Source organism: Allorhodopirellula heiligendammensis, from assembly GCF_007860105.1.
GTDB classification, from domain to species: Bacteria; Planctomycetota; Planctomycetia; order Pirellulales; family Pirellulaceae; genus Rhodopirellula; species Rhodopirellula heiligendammensis.
Map to the genome: position 1 here is coordinate 2128686 of NZ_SJPU01000001.1, position 16942 is coordinate 2145627.

At 57.3% G+C, this 16942-nt stretch carries 22 protein-coding genes; 21 read left to right on the plus strand and 1 reads right to left on the minus strand.

Features of this window, described 5'->3' with window-relative positions; genetic code table 11:
• Positions 1 to 4 precede the first annotated feature (4 nt).
• The 21 genes from Poly21_RS08015 (at position 5) to Poly21_RS08115 (ending at position 15746) form a co-directional block, all read left to right on the plus strand.
• Positions 5 to 622: a hypothetical protein gene (locus Poly21_RS08015; RefSeq protein WP_146406335.1), complete on the plus strand. Its 618-nt coding sequence runs from the start codon at positions 5 to 7 to the stop codon at positions 620 to 622.
• Between the two features lie 829 nt (positions 623 to 1451).
• Complete coding sequence (locus Poly21_RS08020; protein WP_146406336.1) at positions 1452 to 2246, plus strand: hypothetical protein; 795 nt, start codon at positions 1452 to 1454, stop codon at positions 2244 to 2246.
• Between the two features lie 87 nt (positions 2247 to 2333).
• Positions 2334 to 3824 (plus strand): phage major capsid protein, encoded by a 1491-nt coding sequence (locus tag Poly21_RS08025; RefSeq protein WP_146406337.1) that lies wholly within the window; start codon positions 2334 to 2336, stop codon positions 3822 to 3824.
• 134 nt (positions 3825 to 3958) lie between these two features.
• Positions 3959 to 4204, plus strand: a complete 246-nt coding sequence (locus Poly21_RS08030) for a hypothetical protein (protein WP_146406338.1) — start codon at positions 3959 to 3961, stop codon at positions 4202 to 4204.
• 1 nt (position 4205) lies between these two features.
• Positions 4206 to 4586, plus strand: a complete 381-nt coding sequence (locus Poly21_RS08035; protein ID WP_146406339.1) for a hypothetical protein — start codon at positions 4206 to 4208, stop codon at positions 4584 to 4586.
• Between the two features lie 4 nt (positions 4587 to 4590).
• Positions 4591 to 5160, plus strand: coding sequence for a phage gp6-like head-tail connector protein (locus tag Poly21_RS08040; protein ID WP_146406340.1), 570 nt, complete (start codon positions 4591 to 4593; stop codon positions 5158 to 5160).
• On the plus strand, positions 5154 to 5336 hold the full coding sequence (locus Poly21_RS08045; RefSeq protein WP_146406341.1) for a hypothetical protein: 183 nt from the start codon (positions 5154 to 5156) through the stop codon (positions 5334 to 5336). The genes Poly21_RS08040 and Poly21_RS08045 overlap by 7 nt, the downstream gene beginning before the upstream one ends.
• Positions 5337 to 5484: 148 nt before the next feature.
• On the plus strand, positions 5485 to 5850 hold the full coding sequence (locus Poly21_RS08050) for a phage head closure protein (protein WP_146406342.1): 366 nt from the start codon (positions 5485 to 5487) through the stop codon (positions 5848 to 5850).
• Positions 5817 to 6608 (plus strand): DNA-methyltransferase, encoded by a 792-nt coding sequence (locus tag Poly21_RS08055; RefSeq protein ID WP_302118069.1) that lies wholly within the window; start codon positions 5817 to 5819, stop codon positions 6606 to 6608. The genes Poly21_RS08050 and Poly21_RS08055 overlap by 34 nt, the downstream gene beginning before the upstream one ends.
• Positions 6605 to 7033 carry an HK97 gp10 family phage protein gene (locus Poly21_RS08060; protein ID WP_146406344.1) on the plus strand — a complete coding sequence of 143 codons (429 nt, stop codon included), beginning with the start codon at positions 6605 to 6607 and terminating at the stop codon, positions 7031 to 7033. The genes Poly21_RS08055 and Poly21_RS08060 overlap by 4 nt, the downstream gene beginning before the upstream one ends.
• Positions 7030 to 7470, plus strand: coding sequence for a tail completion protein gp17 (gp17, locus tag Poly21_RS08065; protein ID WP_302118071.1), 441 nt, complete (start codon positions 7030 to 7032; stop codon positions 7468 to 7470). Before Poly21_RS08060 ends, gp17 begins: the two co-directional genes overlap by 4 nt.
• Before the next feature lie 10 nt (positions 7471 to 7480).
• The gene (locus Poly21_RS08070; protein WP_146406346.1) at positions 7481 to 7936 is read left to right on the plus strand and encodes a hypothetical protein; all 456 of its coding nucleotides are present in this window, start codon (positions 7481 to 7483) and stop codon (positions 7934 to 7936) included.
• Positions 7937 to 7992: 56 nt separating this feature from the next.
• Entirely contained in the window at positions 7993 to 8403 is a 411-nt protein-coding gene (locus tag Poly21_RS08075) for a hypothetical protein (protein WP_146406347.1), read from the plus strand.
• A gap of 110 nt (positions 8404 to 8513) precedes the next feature.
• Positions 8514 to 8924, plus strand: a complete 411-nt coding sequence (locus tag Poly21_RS08080; RefSeq protein WP_146406348.1) for a hypothetical protein — start codon at positions 8514 to 8516, stop codon at positions 8922 to 8924.
• Positions 8924 to 9268 carry a hypothetical protein gene (locus tag Poly21_RS08085; RefSeq protein ID WP_146406349.1) on the plus strand — a complete coding sequence of 115 codons (345 nt, stop codon included), beginning with the start codon at positions 8924 to 8926 and terminating at the stop codon, positions 9266 to 9268. The genes Poly21_RS08080 and Poly21_RS08085 overlap by 1 nt, the downstream gene beginning before the upstream one ends.
• 1 nt (position 9269) lies before the next feature.
• The gene (locus Poly21_RS08090) at positions 9270 to 12086 is read left to right on the plus strand and encodes a coiled-coil domain-containing protein (protein ID WP_146406350.1); all 2817 of its coding nucleotides are present in this window, start codon (positions 9270 to 9272) and stop codon (positions 12084 to 12086) included.
• Between the two features lie 3 nt (positions 12087 to 12089).
• The gene (locus Poly21_RS08095; protein WP_146406351.1) at positions 12090 to 12998 is read left to right on the plus strand and encodes a hypothetical protein; all 909 of its coding nucleotides are present in this window, start codon (positions 12090 to 12092) and stop codon (positions 12996 to 12998) included.
• Positions 12998 to 13384, plus strand: coding sequence for a hypothetical protein (locus Poly21_RS08100; protein ID WP_302118072.1), 387 nt, complete (start codon positions 12998 to 13000; stop codon positions 13382 to 13384). The genes Poly21_RS08095 and Poly21_RS08100 overlap by 1 nt, the downstream gene beginning before the upstream one ends.
• A 678-nt stretch (positions 13385 to 14062) precedes the next feature.
• The gene (locus Poly21_RS08105; RefSeq protein ID WP_302118073.1) at positions 14063 to 14422 is read left to right on the plus strand and encodes a hypothetical protein; all 360 of its coding nucleotides are present in this window, start codon (positions 14063 to 14065) and stop codon (positions 14420 to 14422) included.
• Positions 14423 to 14445: 23 nt separating this feature from the next.
• Positions 14446 to 14703, plus strand: coding sequence for a P27 family phage terminase small subunit (locus tag Poly21_RS08110; protein ID WP_302118075.1), 258 nt, complete (start codon positions 14446 to 14448; stop codon positions 14701 to 14703).
• Positions 14704 to 14972: 269 nt separating this feature from the next.
• Positions 14973 to 15746: a hypothetical protein gene (locus Poly21_RS08115; protein ID WP_146406355.1), complete on the plus strand. Its 774-nt coding sequence runs from the start codon at positions 14973 to 14975 to the stop codon at positions 15744 to 15746.
• Positions 15747 to 15975: 229 nt separating this feature from the next.
• On the opposite strand, the gene Poly21_RS08120 is transcribed toward Poly21_RS08115, so the two are convergent.
• Positions 15976 to 16206, minus strand: coding sequence for a hypothetical protein (locus Poly21_RS08120; RefSeq protein WP_302118076.1), 231 nt, complete (start codon positions 16204 to 16206; stop codon positions 15976 to 15978).
• Between the last annotated feature and the right edge of the window lie 736 nt (positions 16207 to 16942).

Genomic DNA, 16942 nt, shown 5'->3' on the forward strand with positions numbered 1-16942 from the left:
GTAAATGATCGAAGACATAAAAAAAATCGCGGAATATCAAAGTTTGACCGCTCAAGAGATCGCGGAGGCTTTGAATGCGACACCAAAAACGCGACACGCTATTGACTTGGGCGACCTGCTGTTCCTGTTGAACAATCGCGGAATGTTGGTGCGACTAATCCGGCCGCAGGATACCGGCGAAAAATGGTCGGGAACCGTGGTGAACATGATTGTATACGTGAGTGAGAACGCCCCCGCGATGGCGGCTCCGGTGAATCAATGGTTCAGCCATATAACGAACGACCGCAACAATCTTTTCGACACCACGCTGCCGGAATATGGATCGCAGCTAAAGTCGCTCGCTTTGCAATTCGGCGGACAACCAGAAATGCCAAGCGCTGACGACTTTGAGGCTATCGCGGCACTCGGCGGTGGCTGGAGGTATGGCGATGTAACCGCGGCAGATGTCGCAGACGCGATCGAAGTTGAGGCCGCAACGCGGCGAAAATCGGCGAGAGTAGCAGCACTAAACGATGCAATCGACGCAGTAAGGACGAACAACGATCTCGCGGACGGATCGATCACGCTTGCCGATGTCCAAGCCCAAATCAACGATGCTCTATCAGAAAGCTGGAGCGTTTAATGCCGACAATCACACTTGCTGGCAATGCGAACTACTCGGCAATGACGGTAGCCGATGGCGACACCATCGAGCTAGCCGGGTACACGCTTACGTTAGACGTCAACCCGGCGGAAACGGATATCACGGTACAAACCCCAGGCACGGCAGGTAGAATACTGTTAGGGTCGCCGCTTGTGTTTGACTTGCCGGGCTGGTCGCTTATTGCCGGCACGGGCCACATGCTATCCACGCTGGCAGTAGATAAAACGGTAGGTGGTAATTGGTACGGGGGCACCAATGGATCGAATTCGTGCGGAGTCTACGTGTGTCAGGGTACCATCCGGGGCGGGGTGACCGGGGGCCCGAGTCCGGGTTCTAGTGGTTGCTACGTCACACAGGGGACCATCGAGGGCGATGTGCGTCCAAACGACACAGTAGGGGGGAGTTACGGTATATACGCCAGCGACGGGGTCGTATTGGGTGATGTATATGGCGGAAGCATCCCAAACGCCCAAGGGATATCGCAAAACAGATCCGTGGTGACCGGGAAGCTCGTAGGGGGCTCCGCCGCAAGCTCCTATGCGATAGGAAACAACTCGGGGTCAATTTTAGGCCCAGTGTTAGACGGCGTCGCCCGTGCAATAGGGTACAGCCCGGGCAGGGTACTGGTATTAAATGGGCGGGATTGTGAGGGGATCATCCCATCCACTGTCAAAACAATTTACAGCATCCTGGGACCCATCAACCCTCTAGCCTACGTCACCCCCGGAACTGAAATCATCGTCCTGAGCGGTAACACTGACGCGGCTTTGCGTCTCGGCAACCGACTGGCAAAACGAGGTGTTAACCTATGAAAATCGAGCCTTCCGTCGCTCCGCGTCTCTGGTTCCACGTGCTCGATGTTTCGAGCATACCAGTAGCCGACTTGGCACCAAGCGATATCGAAAGTGCAGCCTACGTGACAGTAACTGCTGGCATACGCTCCGCAGAAGCGACAATTGCAATCGGCGCGAAGGTGGCCGATACGGCAGCGAAAGTGACCGGGCAACTTGTGACAATCCGCGCGACTGATGGCTGGTACGCCATAGACGCGCCCCCGGGCGCCGCACTCTCAACCGCTGACACGGCCGAAATCGCTATTGTTCTGGTTGATGGCTCGCGGCTTGTTTACCCAACACAGCACCCGATTGACTCCGGTCTGGAGATAGACACCGCTACAATCGCGACCGATGTCGCCGCGGAGCTTTCCGGAACGACCGTGGTCGTCAACTCGCCGACATTCAATGGTGAGAACGGCGAAGACCTCGACGTGGAACAGGGGGACGACTACGCCGATACACCAGCGAGAATCGACATAGAATCAGCCGCGGACCTAACCGGCTTACACTTCGTGCTCGCCGCTCGACTCACTGGCAGCGGAGCCGGAGGCATGACGCTGAGAATGCCGATCCAGAGCGACGAAGTCGGCCAGTTTGCCGAGTTCGCGCCAACCAGCGAGCAGACCGAAACATGGACGCCGGGAACGTATGACCTGCGCCACCGAATCGAACTAGGAGCGAACAAGTACCGAACCCTAAAACGCGGCCGGCTAACCGTGCGACCCTTCGACACACCGCCGACCGTTTACGAAGTTGGCACGAGCTGAGCGAGAGAAAAAACCGCCATAGCATTACCCGTCGCGGAAGATTCGCGAGTTATCCAACAACTCGAACCGCGAACAGGGCAAACCGACGTGGCAAAATTACAAGAACTGCGCGAGAAGCGCGAGAAGATTCGCGCAGCAATCGAAGAGACTCGCACCACGATCAACGGCCGGAAAGAAAACGCCGATTACAAGGGCCCCGCGATCACGCCAGAGGAACGCTCCGCTTTCGACAAGAAGAAAGCCGAATATCTCGCGGTTCAAGCGGAAATCAAAGCCGAAGAAGGCGCGAGCGAAGTCGAGCAGTTTCTGACCGAAACCGCGCAGCACGAAGAGCGGACCCGCCGCGGTCCGAACGGCAGGCATGATCCGACGGCCGACGACCCGCTTTTCGCCGGAAGTAGCCGGACATTCGGCGACGCCTTCGAAAACCGGGATTCCATGCGGCAACATGCGATCCAGGAAAACCGCCGAGCCCTCGCGATGCAATCCTGGGGCGTGCTCGCGGGCGGTGGAAGCTTGACGACTGAGCAGCGACAAGCCGTGCACGACACAGGCTTCGACCTCGCGGGAGACATCACAATCCCTTGCTTGCCGACGGAGCAGCTACAAGAGCTGCGCCAAATCGCGAGCCGTTGGGACAAAGAGCAACGCGCCGAAATCGTAAACCGTCGAATCGGCGGACTAGTCCAAGAAGCCCGCGCCGTCGCTGCCGTCGCAGGAACCAGCGACTACGCAAACCTCGCCCCACAAGTCGCGACCGTCGCGTTGGAGCGAGCAATGATCACAATCGGCGGACTCGTTAACGCGGCCGATGTGATGGTAACGGCGACGGGCGCCCGGATGGCATGGCCGACGATGGACGACACGTCCAATGAAGGAAAGCAGATTGACGAGGTTACACCGCAATCGCTCGACGGAGCAAAGCCGACGACCGGACAGTTGGTCCTGGCATCCTATGAGTTTTGGAGCGACTTTATCCGCGCCGGCAACGTGACGATGAGAGATTCACCTACCGCATTCGTCGCGGCAATCGCCGCGATGATTGGCGAGCGAATCGGGCGTGCAGTGAACCGCAAAGCGACGACGGGGAACGGAGCCGGAACGCTAAAAGGCATCGAACACCAATTGCCCGTGGGCTTCGAGATGGCCACCGCCACGACCTACGCATGGTCGGACCTTTACAAAGTGAAGTATTCCGTTGACCAAATCCACCGCGCCGTGGCTTCGTGGATGATGAACGACGAGGTGCTCGTTGAACTGATGGTGCTGACTGACGACAACGGCCGGCCGATTCTCATTGAGCCAAACGATGGAGCCCTGCCCCGGTTGCTAAATCGTCCGGTTGTGACAAACAACCACATGGTCGCGCACGGGACCGCCGAGCCAACCCGGCCGCGTGCGATTTTTGGCGACCTAATGAAGTACAAACTTCGCTTTGTGGGTGACGTGCGAACGCAGAAGTATAGCGAGCGATTCGGCGAGTATGACCAGACCGGCTTCGACGGGAAACGCGGCGCCGACGGCGGTCTCCTGAATGCAGGAACGCCACCGGTGAAGGGCTACACGCCAGCACCGTAAGAAGGCAACGCCGCCGCTCCGCAATAGTCGCGACGTGTTTTGTGAGTGCCCGCGGCGATTCAATCGGACCTAGTTCGAGCGGATCGCCGCGGGACTCGCGAAGACTGAACCCAAACCCTCTGAGACTCAACGAAATGGCAAGCTACACGTTATCACAATCCATCCGCCACGATAGCGAAGACTATCGAACGGGTGACGCAATCGAGCTTGACGCGAAGCAAGCAAAGACTTTCAGGGATCGCGGATGGATCGACAAACCGGGCGCCGCGAAGAAGTCGCGACGCAAACCGACGCGACGCAACAAAAAAGCGGACGAACCCGCAACGACAACCGACAACAAACCCGAACCCGCAGAAATTGAAGCCGAGGAAGTGCTCTAAGATGGCCAAGAAAGCAGCCAAGCAGGAAGCGAACGAGAGAAAAGAGCCGGCGAGAGTGATCGGAGCCGACCCAAACGAGCCGAAGCTAACCGCCGCGCTGTTGCGTCGCCTGCTGTGGGTGAACACGACACGCAAAGCGCTGGAGTCGAAAGCGCGGCAAATCAAAGCCGAGGAGGAGCAACTTCGCGACGTGGTCTTTTCGTGGCTGGAAGAGCGAGAGCTGCAGACCGTGAAGCGACACGGCATCAGGGTGAGCCAAAAGCTAGGCAACGCTCACCCGCAATGGAAAGAACACTTCATCCGCGAAGTCGGAGCAGACGCAGCCGCGCGGATTGCAGACGCCGCACCGCGAAGCGTGCAGCTACAAATCGCCGAAGAGTGAAACAATGTGGACAAGCAAAGCCGTCGCGACGCCGTCGCCAATCGTGCCGCTGTCGATAATCAAACGGCACGCGAGAATCTTCGACGATGACAGCGACGGCTACCTGCTGGAGTTCCTGCTGCCGGCCGCGGTGGCAACCGTTGAACGGGATACGCGTTGGCAGATAGCACCATTGCAAATTGAATCGGAGCGGTTGCACGCAGGAACCCGCGAGATCGACCTGCCGATCGGGCCTTTCGTTTCAGCGACAATAAAGAGCATCGACGCCGCCGGCAACGAGAACGAGGAAGCCGGCGAAGTCAAACACGATGGGAGAATGCCCGGCCGGCTTCTCTTGCCAGCGATCGCGACCCCGCACACCGCGGTCGTAGTAACCGCGAGGATCGGCAGCGCGCAGCCGGAGCCGTCAATCGCGTTGATGATCTGCGCCCTCATTGCGCATTGGCACGAGCACCCGGAAGCAGTGACCGCCGACGGCGAAGCGAAAGAAGTGCCCCTGGGGTACTCACACCTCGCGCGGGCGTTGGACCCAATGCGGGACGCCTTCACAATCGCGGGCGCCGAGAAATGCTAAGAGCATTAGAGACGCTCGCGTGGTTCTACTTATTCACCGGGCTAACATTGCTTGCAGCCGCAAACATCGCGGCCGGTCCGATTGAACCCGGCCTGGGGATTCAAATCGTGATCTTGTGGCCAATCTGGCTGGTGATGGGGATTGTTTTTATTCTCGCGGCCGCGGGGGCTCCATAGTGTTCGACTTGCTACTTTTCTTGGTTCTATCAAACGGAGCCTATGCAATCGCTACGTTCGCAGACACCCTGCCGAGATACGGCGTAACACGTCGGCGACTATCCCAAGCGGGCGCCCTCGCGATCGCCGTTTGCGCCTTCCGCTGTCTATGGCGGCTAATAACGGAAATGCATTGATGGCCGGAGACCTGCGAATCGGAAAGTTACGCGACCGAATCGACGTAGCGCGGCCGAACCGGACCGAGGATGCATCGACCGGCGAAATCCTGATCGCTTGGGAAACGGTCGCGCGTGGCCTGCCGGCCGAAATCAAAACGAGCCAAGCCGAGCGGGAAGCCGGAAGCAAACAAACGCAAACAACCCGACACGCGATCACAGTCCGCTATCGTTCCGACCTCGCGGGAGAAACCGACCGACGGCTAATCGTTGACGGGATCGCTTGCGAAATAACCGCCTCGATCGACCCCGACCGCCGCCGAAGGTGGCTGCAAATAACAGCGATAGCGACACAATGATCTGCGAAGCCTGCAAACGAAAACAAACCGCCGCGGTGAACGGCAACGGATGGAAAGCCTACCACGGGAAAAGCGAACACGTCTTGAGCGACCTAGCAGACGGGAGCGTGGGCGCTGTGATAACCGACCCGCCATATGGGACCGGCGCAAACGGCGTAACGGCGCGAACCGCTTCGACCTCGACGAAATACCGAACGACCGGAGCCGCAGAGCTTCCCGAATTCGCCGGCGATTCACTGCTGCCCGAAGCTTGGTCCGCGATGATGTCGAAAGTATGGCGCGAGTGCTACCGAGTATGCGGCGAAGGCGCGGTCGTGCTGGCGTTCTGCGATTGGCGAGCGTTCCACCCAATGCTCACCCAAATAACAAGCGTAGGGTTCAAATCTCGTGGCGTAGTAGTTTGGAACAAAGGACGTGGAGCCCGGCCGACAAAGAACGGCTTCCGCGCACAATCCGAGTTCATCATTTACGCGAGCAAAGGGAAGCTTCGAGAACGCCCGAACCCGTTTTACGGCGACGGCGTGATCAATTGCACGACAAAGGTAAACAACAAGCGACACACCACCGAGAAGCCGCTGCAGCTAATGGCCGAACTGATCAAGTGCGCAGCCCCGGGCGCCTTGATTGTCGACCCGTTCCAGGGAAGCGGAACAACCGGAGAAGCAGCGATCGCGGCCGGCTATGAGTTTATCGGCATCGAAGAGACCGAAGCCTACCACAAGATAGCGACGGAGCGACTGAGGAACGCCGAAAGGTGATAACCCAGAAACTCGAAACGAATCAGGACGCCGCAACGCTGGTCGAACGAATCGAAGCAAACCTAAGAGCCGGCGCACTCACAAAAGCCGCAAAAGCGGCCGGACAGATCGTGGTGGACGACGCGAAACCGCGAGTAACGGCGCCGGGATACAAAGGCGACAAAGCAGGGCTTCCAGCACTCCGCGATAGCATCGTTGTTGTGGTCCGAGACTATCCGACGATAACGCTTGCAATCGTCGGCGCTGCATGGCCGGACGGAGCACACGGACACCTGGTGGAAAACGGACACCTTCAAAAATTGAAGGACGGAACGACGATGCACGTACCGCCCCATCCCTGGTTGCGGCCGGCCGTCGACGCGACCCAAGCCGCGCAACAGAACGCGGTGGAAGCCGAACTAATAGCAGCAGCGCCCGAGAAATGAACGCAGCACAAAGAGCCGTCCGCGCCGTGATTCTAAGAAATCCGCAGCTCGCGGCGAAGTTACAGACAGCGACCGGACACGCGGTCCGACCCGGCGACGCTTCCCAAGTCGACCGCCCGCCGTACGTGTTGCTGTGGCGTATCACAGACAGACCCGTCCACACGCTAAACGGCCGCGAATCTATCCGCATCGCGAGGGTGCAGGTTGATAGCTACGCGGCGACGAAGAGCGAAGCGGCCGCAATCGCCCAAGCGATCGGCGACGCCGTCGCGCTCTTCCAGCGCGGAAACGCCGACGGCGTATGGCTCGCGGAGATAACAGAAGACGACACGAGGGACCGCGACGAGCGAAACCGCGAAGGCGCCGACCTGCCCTTGCGAGTAGTGCAAGCCGACTATCTCCTGACGTACCGCGACAACACGCCCCCAACTCTTTGAGCGAGTGAACATGACACCGGACACCGGACTCACGGCAACCGCCGTTTTCGCAATCCATGAAGACGACGGAGGCGGGACATTCATCGCAAAGTTTACCCAAATCGGCGAACTACAACGGACCGTTGACGCGCTCGAAACCTCGCACCTTGCAACCGAGGACGAGAAATCTTTCGTTCCCGGCGACTTGGTCGAACCGGGCGAAGTAGAGCACGAGTATTTCTGGAACGGCGCAGAGATCGCGCCCGATGCACGAGTACGCGCGACGCTAACCGTAACAATGCCAATGAGCCCCGACCAATCGGCGCCGGCTTCGTGGGTTGCATCCGGGTTCTTCACGATGCGGCTTATTCCAGCCGCGCAGTTAAATACCCTGATGAAAGGAAAAACGAAGTTCAAACTTGACGGCGTACCGACGGCCGAAGGCGGAACGAAGTTTACCTTCACACCGGCGACCCTCGCGAGCTAATCGAAGACGAGACGCAAACCCTAGAAACTGACAGAACACGCAAGGAACCCGAGACGATGACCGCCACCGACGAAGCCGAGACAATCACCAGCGAGACGACCGTTTTTGCGACGGCCGATTCGCTTGAATCGGAAATGGAACCGCGACGACCGGAGGAACCGCCGGTTGTGCTGGACGTAGCGCCGCTCGATGTGCGCGTAGAGCAACGCTACGGATATCGGCTGCTGAGAGGAAAGCCGGCGAAAGTCGCAACACAGCACCTAAATATCTTGATCGACGGCCGCATGCACGCGTGGACGCTACGAAAACCGGGAACCGATATTTTCGCGATCGCGGAATTTGTCGAGGAAGAAATCCCGCAAGTACAAGCGGCCGTGCAATCCTACACGAAAGAGAACGAGCCGCGGCCGTTCCGACCGAATACCGCGCCGACCCAGGCAGAAATCGAAAAGCTTAAGCAAGCTTGAGCCTGACCAAACACCCCAGAGAGAGAGCCGCGGGCCCGATCGGCATACAACCGACCGGGCCCGCAGCATAGTTAAACACCCCCAAACCTCAAAAGCGAAAGCGCCAAACGATGACGACCGAAGCAGCACAAACGCAAGCCGAACCAAAAGCCGCGAGCCACGTTGTAACCCGCGAGGAACTCGACCAAGTAACCGCGAACCGCCACGGCTTCTATACGCTGCCCAATGGCTCGCGAATCCTATTTTCTTCCCTGCGCCGCTCGATCCTTTACGCGATCGACGCGGACCTGTTCAACGACGCCGGCGAAGTCGACAACCAGAAATTCCGCGAGCGACCCGCCCGGATCATGGCGACGGTTCTTTGCGACGGCCAAGGGAACCGACTATATAAGGACGAGGAGTGGGAGAAAGTCGACTCATTGAAGCCGTCTATTTTCGAGCCGCTTTGGAAAGCGATCCGCAAACACCTTGACCTGGACAAAGAAGCGGAAAACAGCGGGAACCCGGACCCAAACGGCTAATGGGTTCGGCGCGGATTCGCTTCGCGTTCCGCCTCGCTATCTCACTAGGGATACCGGACCCGATCGCGTGGATTGATACCGTCGACCCGTACGTGCTCGACTGCTGGCTGGCGTATGACTCGCGCGAGCCCATCCCCTATCCCTGGCTGCAATCCGCGACGATCGCCGCCGAAGCATACAGAACGACGTCCTTTATCTCCGCGGGGAACGGGGCCGTTCTCGACTCGCGCGCCGTGCGGGACTTCATGCCGCGGACATCCGCGGCGAAACAACAACAGTCGGGCGAAATGACACCCGAGCAGATGACCGCCTGGGCCGCGAGTATGGTAAACCTGAGAAAGTGAAATGTCGAAGACCGTCGAATCCTATAATTACAAAATCGGGCTTGATGTTTCACAGCTAAAAGCGGGCGGGATTCTGACGAGACAGGAACTCGGCTACCTGCGCCGCGACTTTGGTCGCTTGCAGGAGCCCGGCGAACGAGCAGCAAAGACGCTGGAGCGACTCCACAACGCCTACGAGAAAGGCGGACTTGATGCGAAAACGTACGCGGAAGCCGTCGCGAGGATCAACGCAAAGCTTCCCGCGAACATCGAAGCGCAGAAGAACCAAGCGGCCGCGGAGAAACAAGCCGCGGAAATAAAGCGAAAGCTTGTCACCGAAGAACAACGCTACGCGGCCGAACTCGCGCACGTCGCCGAATTAGTCAAAACCACAAACTTGACCCGCAAAGAAGCGGCCGCGCACCTGCGCGAATTCAAATCACAGATGCCGTCCGCGATCGCGGCGCAACGCGAGCAGAACGAAGCGGAACGCGAAGCGGCCGCGATCCGCAAGACATTGACGACCGACGCGGAGCGATACGCGAGCGAATCCCACAGGCTAAAACGCCTGGTTGATGCAGGGACGTTGTCGAGACAGCACGCAACCGAGGCGCTAAGACGCTACCGCGCACAATTGCCAAGCGTAACGGCCGCGGAGCGATCGCGATCGGAACTACAGCGCCGCGGTTCAGAAATCACCGAGAAATACCGGACCGACGCGGAGCGATTGACGCGAACCCTTGCCGACGAACGGCGAGAGCTTGAACGGTTGCACCGAGCCGGCCAGATCAACAACGAAACTTACCGCCGCGGCCGTGCAGACCTCGCGGAACGGGCGAGACCGTCGCGGCCGGACATGGGAACGACGCTGGCGAGGATACCCGCCCTGAGCGGCATAGCGGGAGCCGGCGAGAACCTGATGGCACTGGGACCGCAGCTGGCAATGCTAGCGGCCGGAATCGGCGGAATTGTAATCGCCTACAAAGCCGCAAGCGCGGCCGCTCGCGCCTTCACAGCCGGGACGATCGAACAAGCAAACGAGCTAATCGAACTCGACCGCGCGGCAAAGATTCTAAAGACGGACCTAGAATCCCTGATCGGCTTTCAGTACGCCGCAAGTTCCGAAGCGGGACTAAATGCCGACCAATCGCTAAAGATCGTCACCAAGCTTTCCGGGAAAATCAGCGAAGCGGCCGCGGGCGGTGGCGATGCACTCGCTACGCTCGAATTCTTGGGACTATCGGCCGAACGACTAGCCGAAATGGACCCGGCCGCGGCGCTTCGCGAAGTCGTGGAAGTCGCGAGCAAAATCGAGAACCCGATAGACCGGTCCCGAGTGGCAATGAAGCTATTCGAGGAAGAGGGGATCGCACTGGCAACCGTTTTAGAAGGCGGCGCCGCTGGACTGGACAAAGCCGCGGCCGAAGCCGAGCGGCTTGGCCTGATGGTATCCGGAGTAGACGCGGCCGGCCTCAAACTAGCCTCGGACGAAATCGGGAACCTGCGTGCGACGTGGGATGGATGGACACGACAAACCGCGGTGGAGTTTGCGCCGGTTGTAACCGCGATCGCTCAAACCGTTTCAGAAATGGTCCCCAACGCCGGCGAATTCGGCGACGCGATCGAAGTCGCCGCAGATGCGGCCGTGGTGCTTTCGTCCCGAGTGGCACAAACCGCGGAAGATATGCGGGTGGCTTGGGAGTATGCGAATTTGTTCACCGCGGAAGGCGCGGCGAAGTATGCAACCCAAGGCTTGCCGCAAGCCCGCGACATGGCCACGGAAATGTGGAATAAATACCAAGCCGCAAAGGAGGAAGCCGCGAGGCGAGCAGAAGAAAACAAACGCGACGCCGAAACCGCGAAGCCGCAAACCGGACCGGATGAAGAGCAGACCAAAAGCTACACGAACGAGCTAAAGGAACTGCGAAGCCGGAATATGTTACTGAGGCGCGGAGAAGAAGGCGCCGCGGAGTACAACCTAAAGCGAGCCGACATCGACCCCAGCATAAAGGAGGAAATCCGCGGGCTTCGCGAGCGAAACGAACTGCTCCAACGCGAAAACGAAATCACCGAACGCGAACGCAGCCTAGAAAAGCAAATCGAACTAGCCGAGCAGCTCAAAAAGGTACAAGCCGACCGACCGGAACTCGACGCCGAAACCGCGAAAGAGCGAGCCGAATTACAGCTACTCGACGCGACCGCGGAGCAACTGCGCCACCACCTAAAACTGCGCCGCGATATCGCCGCGATCGAAGCAAACAACAAGGCGACCGAAGAAGAGGCGAAGCGGATCAAGAAACTAGGCGACGAGGCGAAAGGATTGAAGGAATCCTATCGACTACCGGCCGAAAAACTCGCGGCCGACTTCCGAAAGCTGGACGAGATGCGGCGCCGCGACCTATTGACGGCCGAACAGCACGCCAGAGCCACAAAGGAAGCGACCGAAGCCGCGATGGTGGACGAGGAACCACAAGCGACGCGAGCGCTCGACGTGAACGACGGAGGCGGCTTCTATGCGGCGATGGTCGAAGAACAACAAGCAAGACGCAAAGCCGACGCACAACAAGACGAAGCCCAACGGCTTCGAGCGGCCGCGATCATGCTAAACCACCTCGCACACAATCGACTCGAAACGGAAACCGCAGTTACCGAGAACATGAGAGCGCAAGCCGAGATAGCCGGCCGAATTGCCGAGGTAGGAAACCGGACGACGGCCACCAATACGCAAACAACCAACAAGACCGAAAGCGGAACGAACGACCAACTTTTAACACGTATCGCAACCGCCGCGGAGGCAACCGCCGCGACGCTGGACGATTGGCAAATCATAGGAGTTTAAACGATGGCAATCATACGGCCGGCGAGATACGGCGACCAAACCACAACCGAGATGCGCGACGGGAAGGTAACTAAGAAATTCACGCAAGTTCTCGACGTTGAACTTGAGGCGACCGACCCGGACCCGATAAGCGGCTTAGAAGTCACGCAGTTAAACAACGCGCCGCGCCCCGGCTTTTCGGTATACGTTCCGCGGCCGGGACTGGTCGTCCCCTTCGCAACCTGCCGAACCGTAACGCCGGCGCCCGTTCAGGGAAACCGGCGACGCTGGACGCTCACCTGCACATTCGAGAAGAACGGAAACGACGATGAGCCGAAACCAGACAGCAGCGACCCAAACTCATTGCTTCCAATAGTCGAGCCGTTCAGCGAGACCGGCGAAGCCGTGATGTTGGAGGACTTCGACGGGACGAAGATTCTCGACCCATTCGGCGACCTATTCGACGAACCGATGCGAGTACCGATCCCGATCGACGGCGTAAAGGTGACGCGATACGTTCCGACCTACGACGAATCGACGCTAAGCAATTGGCTGGAGACCACGAACAAAACCGAATGGCGCAATCAGCCCGAGGACGCCTGGTGCGTTACTGCGATCACTGGGCAACCGATCCAATTCGGAAACTTCACAATCGGCCAGATCAACTTGACGATAAAAGCCCATCCGCTCGAGCTAAAAGTGTCGCTAAAAGGAGCCGCGCCGAAGCTTCACAGAATCGGGTGGCTGGGCGTACGTGCCGCGAGATCAACTACGTTCCTCGACGACGACGGAAAACGCCAAACAAACCGAGCCGACGGCGGAGCGAACCCGCCGCTTGCAACGTGGGTTGATAAAGACGGGAAGAAATCCGAAGAACCATACTTTCAAGCGTTCCGGGTTCGCCGGCAACGCGAATTTTCAGCGATAGCATAATGCCCGAACTCTACGCTTTCACCGAACGCCAAACGGCCGAACGAGCGAAGGAACTCGCGAACGCTCCGCGGATGCAGCCCGAAGACATCCCCGACGAAGCGATTGTCGGCTGGGTATTGCGAACCCCGACGGCCGGAATCGAAGCAAACGAGGATCCGGACAGCACCGAAGACGGAAAAGAGATACCCGCGGAATTCTGCAAAGCGTGGGCGCTGGTCGAATCGGAAGGAAAAATCTACCGCCGCAAAGTGAAAAACGCGGCCGGAGAACAGCTGGAAATACTCGCGGGAAACATGGACGGCGAAGCGATCGCCGGCGACAAATTCATAAGAGCCAACCAGGTAATCGGCGGCGCTTTTCTGGTCGATTATGCGCCGTGCGAGTGAACCAGACCGGCCGCTAAAATCAGATCGTCAGAGCAAGACCCCCCCCCACTAAAACCTGCGGGTTTTTTCTTTGAGTTACTACGTGCGGTCTCCGACCCCGGACCGCTGAGAAAAAAGGGGGGGGCAGTGTGCGCGACGTCGCCGCGGGTGCCCTCCTGTCGATCGCCAGGGCTCCTCCTGTGCGTTCCCTGAGCGATTGACGGCCGGCCGTGCCGATCGGAGCGGGGAGCGTGCGTGTGCGTTAAAACGCGAAACCGCCGGCCGGCCGGAGCGAGCCGGCGCCCTCGAGCGTGGCCGATTCGAAGGAATACCGCCGGAGACGCTGGCAAAAGTATTATCCGGAGAGCACAAGAACCACCCAGAGAACCGGAGAAACGAACGATGGAAGAAGAACCGAAGGAAGAATCGAGCAAGCAAAAGAGCGCCGCGAGAGCGAGACGCCGAGCCGTCGCTATTGAAAGCTTCCAAAACGCGCAAGAGACGATAGGACCGATAACCAAGGGGATGGGGCTATTCGCGATAACCCGTGGCCAATTTTCAATGATCGACGTGATTCAACATTGTGTAAAGTCAGTCGGACCGTGCGCCGTATCGGTCTGGACTTGGGCAATTTCCGACTATGACGTGGAGGCTTTCGAGTGGTTCCTATTGACGAACCAGCTAACCGGCGCCCAGTTGATGATTGACCGATCGGCCGAACAGCGAAACCCCGGATTGATTCAGCGATGGCGCGAGACGTACGGCGAAGGATCGGTGAAGGTATGCGCGAGCCATGCGAAAATCGCGACGATAGAGAACGCCGACTGGAAACTACTGTGCCGTGGCTCGATGAACCTAAACTACAATCCGCGATTCGAGCAAATGGACATCACCGAAGGCGGTGAAGACTTCGACCTGGTGAAGCGAGTAGAAGAAGAGCTCCCGACGCTTCCCCCGATGTGCTCTTCAAGCGACTCGCGAATTGCGTCGAAGCTAGATTTTGCTTTCGAGATGACCGAACTTAAACCCTTGGAGAGCATGAAGACATGGCAGAAGTAGAAATAACTACGAAGAATGACGCAATGGCGATCCTGAAGGCAGCAAATGAGGACGCACCGAGAGAACGGCTGATCTTCTATGCCGACTGCTTTTGCGAGTACGCGGAAGCGACAGAAAATATCGAACGAAATGGTGTCATTGTCGCGAATCCGCGAACAGGCGCTCCGATGCAGAACCCGTATCTGACTGTTCGAGAGCGCGCGATGGCGAAGCTAAAGCCCATGATGAGACGCATAAATGGCGACGCGCTATGGGCTAAAATTGACGTGCTGACAGACTAAGAACCATCCGGAGGCTGAGTAGATTGCTTGGATGTGAAATCGGCGTTCATCGCCGATCTCTGACTTGTACCGTCAACTGCATTTCACAGTTAATGGCGACGGGACGGGGGTGTGCGATCCGCAAATCCGGGGTAGACTGGAACAGGAGAAAACGCGAAAGATCGATTTTCGTGTGGGCAACCATTCACCATCTTGAACGTCGTTCATAGCAGATTTTCCCCAATATTTGGATTGAAAATTGCAAGTTAGACCTACGAGAGCGAATCTCAATGCCTGAATACAATAATGCCGCTGGATACTTACTGGACACGCTCGAGCGGCTCCTGACCAAAAATAGAAGAGACTTGAAACTTGCAGAGTTCGCTGAGCAGTTAGGCGTTTCGGCAGATTGGAGGTCGGTTCTAGTGGCTGTGCTGGATCTTGAATCCAATTTCAATGATATGCTAGCAGATGTGGAGCAACTGAAGGAGAACTCCGCGAAATACGATAATTTTAAGAGGAACTTTCCGGCAATTGAGAAAAGCGTGAAATCATTTAGCTTGGATATTCCTACAGGACATGCGAGTTGGAATGTAAGCGATTCCAGTGTTGTCGCACTGAGATTTATTGCCGCCGATCTACCTCAGGAGCAAGCCGCTGAAAAAGATGACCTAGAACAAATTCGTACTCTTGTTTCAGAGCTGCAGACGCAAATCGAGCAAACTACGACTTTCTCAAAAAAAACTCGTGAGTGGTTGCTTGATCTTGTACGAACAATACGCGATTCAATCGACCGCTATGCGTGCCGCGGTAGCCGAGGAATGCGTGAACAGTGTGCATTACTAATCGGCGAACTAATGCTGAATTACGGCCACGTCACGGAAACTGCGGAGAAGAACCCGAACCTATGGAGGAAGCTGACAAGTACGATTGATTTTATGGTAAAAGTTGCGTCGCTTGGTGAAAAGCTGAAGCCGGCGCTCGCGTTAGCCCAAAAAAGCCTTCCCTTGCTGGAGAGTATTGGGATGGCAAACCCGTTGGACCGTACGCCAAACATAGAATAGTGTATGTCGTAAGGCCTTCAGTGGCGGACCCAAAATCAAATTAGAAAGAGCCGACGGAAAATGTCAAGAATTCATTCACGGAAATCGTCGGCTGTCCGTGAAGCAAAATTGCCGAAGATCGTTTAGCTGAAATACGCGGTCGGACATGCGACGGAAAAAGTAAAGTCAATTTTAAGTGAACAAGCAATTCGAGCGAACGCCGTCGACATGCGTCCGCAATGCCATCTTTTCACGGTATCAACAAAACCTCTCGCTCTTCATCCCCATTGCGAATCAAAACCTGTCCTCCGTCTTTACTCTTGATAAGCAAGAGGTCGTAAACGGCAAGGGCACGCCGAATCACTTCAGTCACTGATTCAGCGTGCGTGTCGTCGCGGATCGCCTCAATCCGATCTCTTATATCTTTCGTCACCGCAAGATTAAGGCGGGTCATCTCGCGTTTGGTGGGTTGTCTTGACATTAGTATTGTTGACCACGATTGAATGGATGAACGCCAGGATCATCACAGCGAACGATTGCGTGAACGCCATCCATCCATGCAGCTCAGACCACGGTGAAATCGCGAATGCGGACACTAGTCCAAACATGATGGTCGTTACGTGGTACGGTGGAAGCCGACTCAAACCAAGTCCAATTCGGCCAGGGTCGTAGATTCCTTTTTCGAATCGCTCGAAATCTGGGCGTTCAACTTTCGGAGGTAGCGTCATCTGCGGGTGCCTTTCCAGGGCGCCAGCAGATAAAACGCAACGCTGGCGAGAGTCCACAAGTCATGGACAGCTCCTGTGTTGCGTTCTATCTCTTAACTTTGCTTCGTCTCTCAACGCCGCGCAAAAGTGGAAATAGAACAGATGGTACGGACTGGAAATCCACTCGACGCAAGAGACGTGGCAGCGAGATGAGTGGGTAAAGTAGCTCGCAAAGTTCTGGCTTTGCGAGGGTAATTTTGAGCAATGACCATGTGTATTGTAGGTGTATTGCTCCGCCTGTCAAGCGCCTCTACCCAGTTGACCTGGGTTGCTATGCCATCGTGTTTCAAAATCGAGAAAAGAGGACTGTCGATCCGGAGGTTGCGGGTTCGAGTCCCGTCCGCGTCGCTTTCTTTAACCCTGATGTAACCTTTGCGTTACTTCGGGGTTTTTTTATGCACCTGGGTGACTGGGAATGCTCAGCACTGCGTTGCTGGGTAACAATTGCCC

Bases quoted from the DNA above. Each gene is read 5' to 3' on its own strand.
- Poly21_RS08015 (WP_146406335.1), top strand. From the start codon at position 5: ATGATCGAAGACATAAAAAAAATCGCGGAATATCAAAGTTTGACCGCT.
- Poly21_RS08020 (WP_146406336.1), top strand. From the start codon at position 1,452: ATGAAAATCGAGCCTTCCGTCGCTCCGCGTCTCTGGTTCCACGTGCTC.
- Poly21_RS08030 (WP_146406338.1), top strand. From the start codon at position 3,959: ATGGCAAGCTACACGTTATCACAATCCATCCGCCACGATAGCGAAGAC.
- Poly21_RS08035 (WP_146406339.1), top strand. From the start codon at position 4,206: ATGGCCAAGAAAGCAGCCAAGCAGGAAGCGAACGAGAGAAAAGAGCCG.
- Poly21_RS08040 (WP_146406340.1), top strand. From the start codon at position 4,591: ATGTGGACAAGCAAAGCCGTCGCGACGCCGTCGCCAATCGTGCCGCTG.
- Poly21_RS08045 (WP_146406341.1), top strand. From the start codon at position 5,154: ATGCTAAGAGCATTAGAGACGCTCGCGTGGTTCTACTTATTCACCGGG.
- Poly21_RS08050 (WP_146406342.1), top strand. From the start codon at position 5,485: ATGGCGGCTAATAACGGAAATGCATTGATGGCCGGAGACCTGCGAATC.
- gp17 (WP_302118071.1), top strand. From the start codon at position 7,030: ATGAACGCAGCACAAAGAGCCGTCCGCGCCGTGATTCTAAGAAATCCG.
- Poly21_RS08070 (WP_146406346.1), top strand. From the start codon at position 7,481: ATGACACCGGACACCGGACTCACGGCAACCGCCGTTTTCGCAATCCAT.
- Poly21_RS08075 (WP_146406347.1), top strand. From the start codon at position 7,993: ATGACCGCCACCGACGAAGCCGAGACAATCACCAGCGAGACGACCGTT.
- Poly21_RS08080 (WP_146406348.1), top strand. From the start codon at position 8,514: ATGACGACCGAAGCAGCACAAACGCAAGCCGAACCAAAAGCCGCGAGC.
- Poly21_RS08085 (WP_146406349.1), top strand. From the start codon at position 8,924: ATGGGTTCGGCGCGGATTCGCTTCGCGTTCCGCCTCGCTATCTCACTA.
- Poly21_RS08090 (WP_146406350.1), top strand. From the start codon at position 9,270: ATGTCGAAGACCGTCGAATCCTATAATTACAAAATCGGGCTTGATGTT.
- Poly21_RS08095 (WP_146406351.1), top strand. From the start codon at position 12,090: ATGGCAATCATACGGCCGGCGAGATACGGCGACCAAACCACAACCGAG.
- Poly21_RS08100 (WP_302118072.1), top strand. From the start codon at position 12,998: ATGCCCGAACTCTACGCTTTCACCGAACGCCAAACGGCCGAACGAGCG.
- Poly21_RS08105 (WP_302118073.1), top strand. From the start codon at position 14,063: ATGATTGACCGATCGGCCGAACAGCGAAACCCCGGATTGATTCAGCGA.
- Poly21_RS08110 (WP_302118075.1), top strand. From the start codon at position 14,446: ATGGCGATCCTGAAGGCAGCAAATGAGGACGCACCGAGAGAACGGCTG.
- Poly21_RS08115 (WP_146406355.1), top strand. From the start codon at position 14,973: ATGCCTGAATACAATAATGCCGCTGGATACTTACTGGACACGCTCGAG.
- Poly21_RS08120 (WP_302118076.1), bottom strand. From the start codon at position 16,206: ATGTCAAGACAACCCACCAAACGCGAGATGACCCGCCTTAATCTTGCG.